The organism is Sulfitobacter sp. (assembly GCF_036960155.1).
Lineage (GTDB): Bacteria > Pseudomonadota > Alphaproteobacteria > Rhodobacterales > Rhodobacteraceae > Sulfitobacter.
On record NZ_JBALWB010000002.1, the window covers coordinates 551,453 to 563,997 of the forward strand.

The window sequence follows — 12,545 nt, forward strand, 5'->3', positions numbered from 1 at the left end:
GTGTCGGGTTACATATGAGGGGCACACGCGCACAAGGAGCAGCTCAAATGGCCTACCCGCACAGTAAAATAACGTCCGTTGATCCAGTCTGGGACAGGATCAAAGACGATGCGCAACAAGCAGTGGCCAATGAGCCGTTGATTGGCGGTTTTGTACACGCCACAATTTTGCACCATGCGTCGATTGAAAAGGCGCTTTCTTACCGGATCGCTGCAAAGCTGTCGTCGAATGAAATGTCGATGATGGTTGTACGGGAAGTGGTTCAGCAAGCTTATGCTGCTGATCCAAAGCTGGTTGAAGCTGCGCGTGCTGATTTGGTGGCGATCTATGAACGTGATCCAGCCTGCCACAGATTGCTGCAACCAATCCTTTATTTCAAAGGATATCAGGCCGTTCAAGCCTACCGCGTTGGCCATCACCTTTGGACCACAGGGAAACATGATCTGGCCTACTTTTTCCAGATGCGTGTGTCTGAAATTTTTGGCGTTGATATCCATCCTGGCGCCAAGATCGGCAAGGGGATTATGATTGATCATGCTCACTCCATTGTGATTGGTGAGACAGCGGTTGTGGGAGACAACGTATCAATGTTGCACTCGGTGACATTGGGAGGGACTGGTAAAGAAGAGGAAGACCGCCACCCCAAGATTGGCGATGGCGTTTTGATCGGAGCGGGCGCCAAGGTTTTAGGAAATATCAAGATTGGGCATTGCAGCCGCATCGCTGCCGGATCTGTTGTCTTGGAAGAGGTTCCACCGTGTAAAACCGTAGCAGGTATCCCTGCGCGGATTGTGGGTGAAGCAGGCTGTGATCAGCCCTCGGTTTCCATGAACCATATGCTGGGTCCATGGGACGCTCAGGAGTAAGCGGCTATCCAAACCTAGGCTGAACTTAAGTTAAAAACCAAATATGCAGGCCCAGTTGGGCAGCTTAGAAAATAGAGAGGGCGGCGAGTGCAATTAGCACCGCCGCCCTAACTGTTTAGGATTTAAGTAACATTAGGCTAGCATGGTCATCGGCGCTTCAAGATTTTCCTTAATAGCATTAAGCAATTCCGCACCCAATGCGCCATCGATCACGCGGTGGTCAACTGACAAGGTGACAGACATCACCGTTGCCACAGCCAATTCACCATCTGCACCCACAACAGGTTTCTTGGTTCCCGCTCCAACAGCTAGGATCGCACCATGGGGCGGGTTGATGACCGCATCAAAGTTGTCGATGCCAAACATGCCAAGGTTTGAAATAGCAAAGCTGCCGCCCTGATATTCGTGCGGCGCTAGTTTGCGATCACGTGCCCGCGCTGCAAGGTCTTTCATCTCAGCGCTAAGCGCAGATAGTGACTTCATTTCAGCGTCTTGCAAGACCGGAGTGAACAGGCCGCCTTCAATCGCTACAGCAACAGCAACATCAGATGGCTTAAGCTTGAACACTTTGTCACCAGCCCAGACCGCATTTGCGTCTGGTACTTGTTGCAAAGCCAATGCGCAGGCTTTGATGATGAAATCGTTCACCGATAGCTTCACACCACGTGGCTCTAGCTGCTTGTTCAGCTGAGAGCGGAACGCCAACAGCGCATCCAGCTGAATGTCGCGACGCAGGTAGAAATGCGGCACGGTTTGTTTTGCCTCAGTCAGGCGCGCAGCAATTGTTTTGCGCATCCCGTTAAGGGTGATCTCTTCGTATTCGCGACCTTGATACATCTTCGCGACGGTATCGCTTGATGGGCCAGTCGCCATTGCAGCCTGCGCTGGGGCTGCTGTTGCAGGTGCCGCTGTTGCAGGTGCCGCTGCAGCTTTTGGCGCTTCAGTCTGAGTAAGACCTTCAACATCAGCCTTAACAATGCGCCCATGCGGACCAGAGCCCTTGATCTGGGTTAGATCTAGACCCTTTTGTCCGGCAATGCGACGGGCCAACGGGGAGGCAAATAGACGGCTGCCATCTGCTTTTGCAGGGGCTGCTGCGGCTACAACAGGAGCAGCAACCGCTTCAACCGCGGCGGGCGCTGCGCTGCTAGCTGCTTCCGACTTTGGCGAGGAAACCGCACCAATATCATCCGCAGTTTCACCGTCTTCCAGCAGGATGGCGATCGGGGTATTCACTTTAACCCCTTCCGTATCGTCCGCAATCAGGATTTTGCCGATGATCCCTTCGTCCACGGCTTCGAATTCCATGGTCGCTTTGTCGGTTTCAATCTCGCACATCACATCGCCAGAGGAGACGGCATCGCCTTCTTTGACCAGCCATTTGGCCAATGTGCCTTCTTCCATTGTGGGCGAAAGCGCGGGCATGAGGATTTCTATGGGCATCGTGACCGCTCCTTATTTGTATGTAACTTTTTTCACTGCTGCGACCACTTCATCAGCGGTCAAAAGCGCGTGTTTTTCTAGGTTCGCCGCATATGGCATTGGTACGTCTTTGCCTGTGCAGTTGAAGATCGGCGCGTCCAAATAATCAAACGCTTCTTGCATCACAACAGAGCTGATGTAGTTGCCAACTGAGCCCTGCGGCCAGCCTTCTTCGACGGTGACCAAGCGGTTGGTTTTCATCACCGATTTGATGATCGCGGGCGTATCCATCGGGCGCAACGTGCGCAGATCGATGACCTCGGCCATGATGCCTTCTTCGGCCAGCTTTTCAGCGGCGGCCAATGCGTATGTCATGCCGATCCCAAAGCTGACGATGGTGACATCATCACCCTCGCGCCAGATACGGGCCTTACCAAACGGTACCGTATAGTCATCCACGTCAGGCACATCAAATGAGCGGCCATAAAGGATCTCATTTTCAAGGAAGATCACCGGGTTCGGATCACGGATCGCAGTCTTCATCAAGCCTTTGTAGTCTGATGCTGAGTAGGGCATTGCGACCTTAAGTCCGGGAATTTGCATGTACCATGCGGCGTAATCCTGCGAGTGCTGTGCACCCACACGTGCCGCTGCACCGTTGGGGCCACGGAACACCATAGGCGCGCCCATCTGACCGCCAGACATATACAATGTCTTGGCCGCAGAGTTGATGATGTGGTCAATCGCCTGCATGGCAAAATTGAACGTCATGAATTCAACAATTGGACGCAAACCACCAAAGGCGGCACCCGTCGCGATACCCGCAAAGCCGTGCTCGGTGATCGGCGTATCAATCACACGTTTTGACCCGAACTCATCCAACATCCCTTGGGAGATTTTATAGGCGCCTTGATATTCGGCGACCTCTTCCCCCATCAAGAATACGTCTTCATCGCGGCGCATTTCTTCTGACATGCCGTCGCGCAATGCTTCGCGCACTGTTTGTTGCTTGAGGGGCGTACCCTCAGGCCAATCGGGCGATGTATCTGTTTGCGGTGCAGCAGGTGCTTGGCTTGCTGGGGCAGGGGCCGCTTCAACGGCAGCAGGTGCTGCGGCAGCTGGCGCGCTGGCTGCCGTGTCGATGGCAGAGGCGTCTTCGCCTTCTTCCAACAGAACCGCAATCGCCACGTTCACCTTCACACCTTCAGTCCCTTCGGCGATCAAAATCTTGCCGATGGTACCTTCGTCTACCGCCTCGAACTCCATCGTGGCTTTGTCGGTCTCAATCTCCGCCAGGATGTCACCGGAGGAGACAGTGTCGCCCTCCTTAACCAGCCATTTGGCCAGCGTGCCTTCTTCCATAGTGGGGCTAAGGGCGGGCATCAAAATTTCAGTTGCCATGGTCTTAAGCCTCCTTTGAGGTTTCTGTAGCGTAAATGTCGGTCCAAAGCTCGCTCAGATCCGGTTCGGGGCTCTCTTTGGCGAACTCCGCACTTTCATTCACGATGGCTTTGATTTCTTTGTCGATCGCCTTGAGGTTTTCCTCAGTCGCGTGCTTGCCTGTCAGCAACAGCGTGCGCACGGCCTCGATCGGGTCACGCTCGTCGCGCATTTTCTGCACTTCCTCGCGTGTCCGGTACTTGGCTGGATCAGACATCGAGTGGCCGCGGTAGCGGTATGTTTTGATCTCCAGGATGTAGGGGCCTTCGCCAGAACGGCAGTGCTTAACCGCAGTTTCGCCAGCAGCCTTCACCGCCAGCACATCCATGCCGTCTACGGCTTCACCCGGAATGCCAAAGGCCTTACCGCGTTCATAAATCTCAGCGCTTGAGGTTGATCGCTGCTGCGACGTCCCCATCGCATATTGGTTGTTCTCAATAACAAAGATACAAGGCAGCTTCCACAATGCGGCCATGTTAAACGCTTCATACACTTGGCCTTGGTTCGCCGCGCCATCCCCAAAATAGGTGAATGTCACACGCCCGTTGCCTTTGTATTTGTCCGCAAACGCAAGGCCCGCACCCAGCGGCACCTGAGCTGCCACAATGCCGTGACCGCCGTAAAAATGCTTCTCTTTCGAGAACATGTGCATCGAGCCGCCTTTGCCTTTGGAATAACCGCCTTCGCGCCCCGTCAGCTCGGCCATGACGCCATTAGGTTCCATCCCGCAGGCCAGCATGTGACCGTGGTCGCGGTACGAAGTAATGCGCTTGTCGCCTTCCTCTGCCGCAGCCTCAAGGCCAACAACAACCGCTTCTTGCCCAATGTAGAGGTGGCAAAATCCGCCAATGAGACCCATGCCGTATAACTGTCCGGCTTTCTCTTCGAACCGTCGAATAAGCAGCATCTCGCGGTAATAGGTCTTTAGATCATCTCCAGAGACATTGGATTGGGTTGTTTTGGCACTGGCCTTTTTGGCAGCCATAAAGCGATCCTCCCGTCAGCGATAATTGTAATCGCAGAATATAGTTTAACGTTAAACTACATAATAAAGGATAATAACCGCCTTGGCGAGAGGCCATTGTGCAATACAGCTATGTCGCGCGGGGGCAGCTGCTTAACGGATGACAATTTCGTCCGCACGCACCATGCCCAGCACTGCGCGAGCTTGTTCATCCAACAGGTCAAGATCAAGATAATCATCCGACAGGCGGCGCGTCAGGTTTTCCATTTGGGCAACATCGGCGCGCACCTGAAAAAGCTGGGCACGCATGTCATTCGCCTCGGCCAAAATCTCGGCACGGCGGAACAGGCCGAAATCACCCTGCACAGCGGCAAACATGAAATACAGGCTCAGCGCGAAAGCAATCGCGAAGAAAAATATAGGGCCAAAAGCGGGTTTACTCATGAAATGAAGCCTCGGGAAGGTGCCTGTGAAATCTGCTGCTCGTGTCGCCTCTTGGTGGGCGATGAAAACACTATGTCACAAGCGATTCGCAAAGGGAATCCCCCACGAATCGCTATCTACAATTTGAGCAATCTTCTGTGTGCAGAATACCGCAGCTTGGCTTTTAACCACCCAAAGCGGCAACACCAGGAAGGGTTTTACCTTCCATCCACTCCAGAAACGCGCCGCCAGCAGTTGAAATGTAGGTGAAATCACCCGCCACATCCGCTTGGTTCAGGGCGGCAACCGTATCACCGCCACCAGCGACTGACACCAATGTGCCGGCGAGGGTGCGCGCGGCGGCAGTTTTGGCCGCTGCAACCGTTGCCGTATCAAACGGCTGGATTTCAAAGGCACCCATAGGGCCATTCCAGATCACTGTTTTTAGGCCCTCGAGCGCGGTTTGAACCAACGCAATGGTTTCGGGGCCTGCATCCAGCACCATCTGGTCGCTTTGCAAAACGGTGTTGGGGCCCAATGCGGAAACAACATGCTTTGCACCAGCTTTGAATTCACGTGCAACCAACCCATCAACGGGCAGCAATACGCGACACCCCGCCTTGTCCGCCTGCGCCATGATATCGCGCGCGGTATCAAAATGATCGGGTTCTGATAGGGACGCACCCAATTGCGCACCTTGCGCGGCAAGGAAGGTATTCGCCATGCCGCCGCCGATGATCAACACATCAAGGCGGTTCACGAGGTTTTCCAGCAGCGCGATCTTCGTTGAAACCTTGGCACCGCCTACAACAGCACCAACAGGACGCTCAGGCTTGGATAGCGCCGCTTCTAGTGCCGACAGCTCGGCTTGCATCAGACGGCCAGCGCAAGAGGGCAGGTGCTTTGCAATACCTTCAGTGGAGGCATGCGCACGGTGCGCAGCAGAGAAGGCATCATTACAATAGACATCACCCAGCTTTGCCAGACGCGCTGCAAATTCAGGATCATTGGCTTCTTCACCGGGGTGAAAGCGGATGTTCTCGATCAATACAACTTCGGCCACTGCAGCTTCGGCTGTTAGCGTTTCAGCCGCTTCCAATGTTTCAACCAACGCAACAGTGCGCATCAGCGCTTTTTCCAACGCAGGTAAAACCTGACGCAGGCTCATGTCTAGGTTCACCTTACCCTTGGGGCGACCAAAGTGGGCCAGCAGCAGGGGCGTACCGCCGCGCGACAGGATGTCATGGATGGTTGGCACAATCCGCTCGATCCGCGTGGCATCGGTGACTTTGCCGTTTTCCACAGGAACGTTAATGTCCACGCGCACAAGAACGCGCTTTCCGTGTAGATCCATCTCGTCGAGTGATTTCCAGCCCATGTCATGCGTTCCTTCGCGTCTGCGGTCAAAAAGTTACCCGTTGTTTTGCCGTTATATTGCCTAGGGTCAATGCACCGCCTTGGCAATTATGGTTATGCGCCTTAGGTAGACTACAATAAAATTTGAAGGAGAACGGCATGGCCGAGATCAAAGACCCAGAAAACACAATCCTGATGGAGCTGACAAACGGCACTGTCACAATCCAGCTTTTGCCTGATGTAGCACCTCTGCACGTTGAGCGTATGAAAACGCTTGTTCGCGCTGGTTCTTACGACAACGTCGCATTCCACCGCGTGATCGATGGCTTCATGGCTCAGACTGGCGATGTTCAGCATGGCAACATGGAAAAAGATTATAACCCACGTGGCGCTGGTACAGGCGGTTCCGAGCACCCAGATGTGCCCGCAGAATTCTCCAAGGTTCCACACGCACGCGGCTCCATTGGCGCTGCACGTTCTGCGAACCCGAACTCGGCCAACAGCCAGTTCTTCATCAACTTCTCTGACAATGACTTCCTGAACGGCCAGTACACTGTTTACGGTCAGGTTATTTCTGGCATGGATCACGTTGATGCAATCGTTAAGGGCGAGCCACCTGCCAACCCTGACCGTATGATCAGCGTAAAAGTTGCAGCAGATGCGTAACCTGCTGACAGGCGCTTTTCTGGCGTCCATCATTGCGGGCTCTGTTGCGGCGTCTGGCCTACAGATCGAAATTGCGGGCCAGTCAAATGGCATCGTAACCGTTGATCTGCTAGAAGACGTTGCACCACAGCACGTCGCACGCATCACCGCTTTGGCGGCTGACGGCAAATACGATGGCGTGGTGTTCCACCGTGTCATCGACGGCTTTATGGCGCAAACTGGCGACGTAGAGCATGGCCGTATGGGCAGTGACCTGCGCCGCGCTGGCACAGGTGGCTCTGACATGCCTGATCTTCCAGCCGAATTTTCAGACCTACCGTTTGAAAAAGGTGTGGTTGGCATGGCGCGTTCACAAAACCCGAACTCGGCCAACAGCCAGTTCTTTATCATGTTTGACGCAGCACCGTTTCTGAATGGCCAGTACACGGTTGTTGGCCGTGTAATGGGCGGTCAAGACGTGGTTGACGCAATCAAACTGGGTACAGGCGGTAACGGCGCAGTTGTCGGTGAACCTGACGTGATGAAAAAGGTTACGGTTACGGACTAACTGGTCCTTAACGGTTACAAGAAAAAAGGCGTCTCAAACGAGGCGCCTTTTTTGTATTCAGATGTGAAACACCACAGTGCAACTCATTTCTGAACCAACTTGGAAATTGATACAGAACGTACCTGCGATGATGCGCGCGCTAGGCGCTTCCCGTCTAAACACTCACAAAGAAATATTAGTTACTCTGCAGCGTATTTTACCGGAACTGCCTGAACGTCGTCTCCCTTTAGCTTCTCCACTGGCGCGGTTTCTTGACCCAATTCCATATTGGCTACAACGATTTGGTTCCGCCCATTTGCCTTAGCTGCGTACAATGCGTCATCAGCCGCACGCATCAAATCTTGTGGGATCGTGCCGTGGTCAGGGAAATGAGAGACCCCAATTGAGATCGTGATCTTGGGCAAATTCTTTTCGCCATAGCGAACAGTAATGTCTTCGATTGTACTGCGTAACTTTTCAGCACGAATGAGAGTATCTTCCTTTGATAAGTGGGGCAGTAACATCATGAATTCTTCGCCCCCTTGTCGGCAGGCCACTTCATCACCATCGCATAATTGCACCATAGCAGACCCAACGGCTCTTAAGACCATATCCCCGGCGTCATGACCGTGATTGTCGTTGAACTTTTTAAAGTGGTCGACGTCGATCGAAACCAAACTAAGGTCACTACCATCTTTAACGGAACGCGTGATCATTTTGCGTAAACTATCCGTCAAATGTCTGCGGTTAAAGAGACCTGTAAGAGGGTCTCGCACGGATTGATCGTGCAATTGATCACGCATGCGGACGTTGGCAATTGCCATGCTGATTTGTTCCGCGCACATCTGGGAGAGCTTCCTGCTGGCGTTGAAATCTTCTTTTGATGCAGTGGTAGCCGCTTTTAGGGTCATCAATCCAACCGTTTCGCCATGCGCCAAAATTGGGAAGCAAAAATACGGACGCTCATCTGCGGGCTCGATGTGTTCACACACAAAGTCTACCTCGCTCTCGCCATATGTATACGTTCGACCTCTGCGCAATCCCCAGCAGGCTTCGGGGTGGATATGATCTTTATGACTTCCGCCATTCCAGCTGGCGCATCCGTCCAGAACATCACGTGAGTTGGAATAGACGTAAACACTCCCCTCACAGCTTGGCAAAATATGCGTCATAAACTTGCCAACCATGTCAAACAACTCTTCCAGAGAGCGGCTTGATTGTAGCCACTCGTTCAACTCTCCCAGTAACTTGACCTCACGGGCCATTTGCATCTGCTGGCCCATCAGCTCACGTTCGTTGTTGGATTGTATATGCAGACGATTCACTGAAAGGACACTGCTGCGACGTACGATAAATGCGATGACACTGATGAGCGCCAATACGACCCCACAAATCATCACCAAAGCAAACTTCACCCGAAGGAGGAACGTCTCACGAATGTCGGTTATGTCGGTGAAAAATTCAATGGCGCCAAGTGTTTTGCCATTTTGAATAACGGGTGTGAAGATTTCGGCTACTTCCCTTAAGCCACCTGTGTCTCTTGTCGTTGAGTGAAGATTATAATCGTCAATTTCCGAGGCCTGAACAGTTTCATGAGTGTAATAGTTGTTTCCAGTTGTCACGACATCAACGAAGAAGGTGTCGGATATCGTTCGACCAATTTCACTTTCATTTGATGACCAGAACACGCGGCCATCAGGGGTGAATAGATTGAAACGGTAAATGTCGGATGTTTGTGTAATGCCGCGTAGAAATTCACTGTCCTGCGCTGTCAGTTTTTGAGATTTGAAAATTTCCATACCACTGGACACTCGGTTAATAACGCGTTGTTCCCATAATCTGGCGTTTATCTGAATGTCACTTGCCAGCATCTTATCAACAACAATAGTCGGAACATATCGTACCAGCCCAACCGCGCTAGCCAATAACGCCACAAATAGAAGGGCGACAGTAAGACTACTTTTCCCGCGTAAAGCCTGAACGGACTGTGACATAAAATATTCCTAAAACCCACTTTGATTGGGCTTTAGGGTATGTCGAAAAGGTTAACGGAATTGTCTTAACGGCGGCCGTATCATCCCCAAAAAAACGGGCAATTTAACCTAACTAAGGTCTATGAATTTCCAGCGATGGGGCGGTATTTTTGGCGTGAAACATTCTATGAAACGCGTTTGAATAACTTCAGAATGCGTGATGTGATGGGCCTTCATGCCGCTGTGGAGACGTTGATGTTCTGTCTGCGCTCCGATAGCAAACTACGTATGAAAATTCTCGCAATATCTGGCAGCGCACGCGCTAACTCAACAAATACCGCGATGCTACGTGCTGTGGCTAAGAATGCCCCAGCAACGCATGCCGTTACGGTGTTTTCTGGAATCGCCGATCTGCCAGTTTTTTCACCTGACCTAGAGGAGAAACCTCTTCCGGCTCCGGTTCAGGTTTTTGTAGATATGGTGGACGAAAATGATTGCCTGATCATAGCAAGCCCAGAATACGTCAGGGCAATTCCCGGCGGGCTGAAGAACGCGATAGACTGGCTGGTGTCCCGTGATGAGATCATCGAGAAACCAATCGCCTTGATGCACGCCTCACATCGTGGGGATGATATGTTGGAGCAGCTTAGGCTTGTTCTTTCTACTGTCAGCCAAAAGTTTGCGCCGGATGTGTTTGTCAGATTTGAGTTTATGAAGCTGTCACCAGATGAAATAGAGCAGCAGATGGCTATGCCGTCACACCGTGCTGACGTGGTTAGGTTTTTCCAAGGCCTCACCTATCACTGCGCAAAGTAGGGGACTTGCTGATACCTCGTCACGAAAACGGCGCGCCCAAGACGTCCAACTAGATCAGTAGACATCAAAGTTATTTAACAAAGAAAAACGCCGCAAGCGGGGCTTACGGCGTTTCAGCGTATTAAGATGTCGTCCTAGCTTAGGAAGCAGGGTTTGCTTTTTGTGCTGGGGCCGATTTTGCACCCGGGTTCAGCGGATCATCTTGACGCTGAACGGAACCTTCAAAGTGGGCACCGCTCTCGATGGCGATTGTCTTGTGGATGATGTCACCCTCAACACGTGCTGTTGACGTCAGGCGGACCTTCAGGCCACGTACACGCCCGACGATGCGGCCGTTGATCACAACATCATCAGCGATCACTTCGCCTTTGATCGTCGCGGTCTCACCGATGGTGAGCAGGTGCGCGCGGATGTCACCCTCAACTGTACCTTCAACTTGAATGTCGCCAGTTGTTTTCATGTTGCCCGTAACATGCAGATCAGCCGACAGAATAGAGGCCGGTGGCTTGGCTTTAGGGGCGCTTGCCTTGAACTCGTTCTGCTTTTGTGGTGGCACTGAAGGGGCGTTAGGGGGCGTAGCAGATGGTGCTGCGCCCGTGCTTGATGTGTCTGTGCCACTTGTGGCTGGATCATTTATTTTGCTCTTAGAAAACATCGTTTGCTGCCTTGATATAGATCATTGGATTGACGGGCTTACCACCGACGCGCACTTCGTAATGTAGATGCACGCCAGTTACACGTCCTGAAGCACCCATATCACCAATACGATCGCCGCGCGACACTCTTTGACCGACCTTCACACGCATTTTTGACATGTGTGCGTAGCGGGTTTCGATGCCAAATTCGTGCTGAATTTTGACTAAACGTCCATATCCTGAGCCCCAACCCGCGTGGATCACAACACCGTCCGCCGTTGCATAGAGAGGGGTACCACTGCCTGCGGCAAAGTCGACACCGTTGTGCATACGGCGTCCACCCGTTTTTGGGTCACGGCGGAAGCCAAATTTGGAGGTAAAGCGGAAAGCGTTCTTTACGGGATTCGCAAACGGCGCTTTGGACGCTGCGAGTCGGTAGAGGTTCAACCGGTCCATTTGGTTCAATAGACGGTTTGCGCGCAGCGTATCTGCCGTTGGCTGTTCGCCGCGTGTGGTAAAGCTAAGGGGGGTCAGCGGGCCGCCTTGGCCGGAATAGCCGCGGCGCACGGTTTCAATAATACGGTCGGTCGGCATGCCAGCGGCACGGAACATCCGGTCCAGCGGTGCAACAGAAACCGTCATGGCCTCTTCTAGCTGACGAAAGATTGTATCATTCTGTTCCTGCATCACTGCGATCTTTTGTGTCAGCTCATCAGCGGCCAGTAGGGCGTCCTGTGCATCTAGAACAACTTGATCACGTTCTTTGGCTGTGCGCGCCAGTGCATCAGCCAGAAAACCCATTGGCGCTGTACTGGCAGCAACCTGAACCGATCCACCGTTTTCTGATTGCAGTAGGGCAACCTGATCACGGGCGGTTTCACGGTCGTGCATTGTGTTTCGCAGGGTGGATTGGATCACGTCAATGCCTGTTTCCAACTCGCGGCGTCGCGTCTCAGAAGAAAGTAGTTCGGACTGCATCACGGAAATCTGGGCAAGGGCGGCATTAAAGCGCTGCTGAGCAGCAAGGGCTTCTTCGGCGCGTGTGTCGCGCTGCGAGCTTAAATCGTTGAGGCGGGCTTGATAGGTGCGTTGATCACGTTTTGCTTGCTCGCGAAAATTCCCTGAACCGATGCTGTCCATAAGGATTACCGCGGTTGCGATAATGGCCCATGCCACCAACAAGGAAGAGCCAGCTAATGCAATCAATTGGGTGCCGGGGCGTAAACGGATAAAGCGGGTGTCATTGTCGGATTTCAAAAATACGCGCCGCTCCGGAAAGTGTTTTTCCAAGACGGCATGAATTTTAATAGCGAGCTGTGTGCGCACGTGTATCGTTCCCTTCAGTCCCTCACAAATCCAGTGTCCCTCACGGATTTGTTAACGGTATTGCAATATCTACCGAGGGGCTGTGGGGCAACCCTTGTAGCGCAAGGCTACAAAGGTCTGCCGCTTTGTGTG

The 12,545-nt window shown here is 52.7% G+C and carries 12 protein-coding genes; 4 read left to right on the forward strand and 8 right to left on the reverse strand.

The window, feature by feature from the left end; all coding sequences use genetic code 11:
• Positions 1-47: 47 nt before the first annotated feature.
• Positions 48-866 carry a serine O-acetyltransferase gene (gene cysE / locus V7775_RS09295; RefSeq protein WP_335751605.1) on the forward strand — a complete coding sequence of 273 codons (819 nt, stop codon included), beginning with the start codon at positions 48-50 and terminating at the stop codon, positions 864-866.
• Between the two features lie 132 nt (positions 867-998).
• On the opposite strand, the gene V7775_RS09300 is transcribed toward cysE, so the two are convergent.
• The 5 genes from V7775_RS09300 to V7775_RS09320 form a co-directional block, all read right to left on the reverse strand.
• Positions 999-2,309 carry a pyruvate dehydrogenase complex dihydrolipoamide acetyltransferase gene (locus V7775_RS09300; RefSeq protein WP_335751606.1) on the reverse strand — a complete coding sequence of 437 codons (1,311 nt, stop codon included), beginning with the start codon at positions 2,307-2,309 and terminating at the stop codon, positions 999-1,001.
• Positions 2,310-2,321: 12 nt separating this feature from the next.
• A complete protein-coding gene (locus tag V7775_RS09305) occupies positions 2,322-3,689 on the reverse strand; it encodes a pyruvate dehydrogenase complex E1 component subunit beta (protein WP_335751607.1) in 1,368 nt (455 codons plus the stop codon).
• 4 nt (positions 3,690-3,693) lie between these two features.
• Positions 3,694-4,713 carry a pyruvate dehydrogenase (acetyl-transferring) E1 component subunit alpha gene (gene pdhA, locus V7775_RS09310; protein WP_335751608.1) on the reverse strand — a complete coding sequence of 340 codons (1,020 nt, stop codon included), beginning with the start codon at positions 4,711-4,713 and terminating at the stop codon, positions 3,694-3,696.
• Positions 4,714-4,845: 132 nt separating this feature from the next.
• Complete coding sequence (locus V7775_RS09315; RefSeq protein WP_335751609.1) at positions 4,846-5,136, reverse strand: FtsB family cell division protein; 291 nt, start codon at positions 5,134-5,136, stop codon at positions 4,846-4,848.
• Positions 5,137-5,299: 163 nt separating this feature from the next.
• Positions 5,300-6,493 (reverse strand): phosphoglycerate kinase, encoded by a 1,194-nt coding sequence (locus V7775_RS09320; RefSeq protein WP_335751610.1) that lies wholly within the window; start codon positions 6,491-6,493, stop codon positions 5,300-5,302.
• A 137-nt stretch (positions 6,494-6,630) separates the two neighbouring features.
• Here V7775_RS09320 and V7775_RS09325 point away from each other — a divergent pair, with 137 nt between their 5' ends.
• Together V7775_RS09325 and V7775_RS09330 are read left to right on the forward strand one after the other, a co-directional pair.
• Positions 6,631-7,137: a peptidylprolyl isomerase gene (locus V7775_RS09325; protein ID WP_335751611.1), complete on the forward strand. Its 507-nt coding sequence runs from the start codon at positions 6,631-6,633 to the stop codon at positions 7,135-7,137.
• Positions 7,130-7,684: a peptidylprolyl isomerase gene (locus V7775_RS09330; RefSeq protein WP_335751612.1), complete on the forward strand. Its 555-nt coding sequence runs from the start codon at positions 7,130-7,132 to the stop codon at positions 7,682-7,684. Before V7775_RS09325 ends, V7775_RS09330 begins: the two co-directional genes overlap by 8 nt.
• Before the next feature lie 179 nt (positions 7,685-7,863).
• On the opposite strand, the gene V7775_RS09335 is transcribed toward V7775_RS09330, so the two are convergent.
• Positions 7,864-9,657 (reverse strand): sensor domain-containing diguanylate cyclase, encoded by a 1,794-nt coding sequence (locus V7775_RS09335; protein ID WP_335751613.1) that lies wholly within the window; start codon positions 9,655-9,657, stop codon positions 7,864-7,866.
• A 177-nt stretch (positions 9,658-9,834) separates the two neighbouring features.
• On the opposite strand from V7775_RS09335, the gene V7775_RS09340 reads away from it, so the two are divergent.
• The gene (locus V7775_RS09340; protein WP_335751614.1) at positions 9,835-10,452 is read left to right on the forward strand and encodes an NADPH-dependent FMN reductase; all 618 of its coding nucleotides are present in this window, start codon (positions 9,835-9,837) and stop codon (positions 10,450-10,452) included.
• Between the two features lie 139 nt (positions 10,453-10,591).
• Here V7775_RS09340 and V7775_RS09345 read toward each other — a convergent pair whose 3' ends face one another.
• Together V7775_RS09345 and V7775_RS09350 are read right to left on the reverse strand one after the other, a co-directional pair.
• Positions 10,592-11,107: a bactofilin family protein gene (locus tag V7775_RS09345; RefSeq protein ID WP_335751615.1), complete on the reverse strand. Its 516-nt coding sequence runs from the start codon at positions 11,105-11,107 to the stop codon at positions 10,592-10,594.
• Complete coding sequence (locus tag V7775_RS09350; protein WP_335751616.1) at positions 11,097-12,413, reverse strand: M23 family metallopeptidase; 1,317 nt, start codon at positions 12,411-12,413, stop codon at positions 11,097-11,099. Before V7775_RS09350 ends, V7775_RS09345 begins: the two co-directional genes overlap by 11 nt.
• Between the last annotated feature and the right edge of the window lie 132 nt (positions 12,414-12,545).

Bases quoted from the DNA above. Each gene is read 5' to 3' on its own strand.
- pdhA (WP_335751608.1), bottom strand. From the start codon at position 4,713: ATGGCTGCCAAAAAGGCCAGTGCCAAAACAACCCAATCCAATGTCTCT.
- V7775_RS09320 (WP_335751610.1), bottom strand. From the start codon at position 6,493: ATGGGCTGGAAATCACTCGACGAGATGGATCTACACGGAAAGCGCGTT.
- V7775_RS09300 (WP_335751606.1), bottom strand. From the start codon at position 2,309: ATGCCCATAGAAATCCTCATGCCCGCGCTTTCGCCCACAATGGAAGAA.
- cysE (WP_335751605.1), top strand. From the start codon at position 48: ATGGCCTACCCGCACAGTAAAATAACGTCCGTTGATCCAGTCTGGGAC.
- V7775_RS09335 (WP_335751613.1), bottom strand. From the start codon at position 9,657: ATGTCACAGTCCGTTCAGGCTTTACGCGGGAAAAGTAGTCTTACTGTC.
- V7775_RS09315 (WP_335751609.1), bottom strand. From the start codon at position 5,136: ATGAGTAAACCCGCTTTTGGCCCTATATTTTTCTTCGCGATTGCTTTC.
- V7775_RS09330 (WP_335751612.1), top strand. From the start codon at position 7,130: ATGCGTAACCTGCTGACAGGCGCTTTTCTGGCGTCCATCATTGCGGGC.
- V7775_RS09345 (WP_335751615.1), bottom strand. From the start codon at position 11,107: ATGTTTTCTAAGAGCAAAATAAATGATCCAGCCACAAGTGGCACAGAC.
- V7775_RS09305 (WP_335751607.1), bottom strand. From the start codon at position 3,689: ATGGCAACTGAAATTTTGATGCCCGCCCTTAGCCCCACTATGGAAGAA.
- V7775_RS09325 (WP_335751611.1), top strand. From the start codon at position 6,631: ATGGCCGAGATCAAAGACCCAGAAAACACAATCCTGATGGAGCTGACA.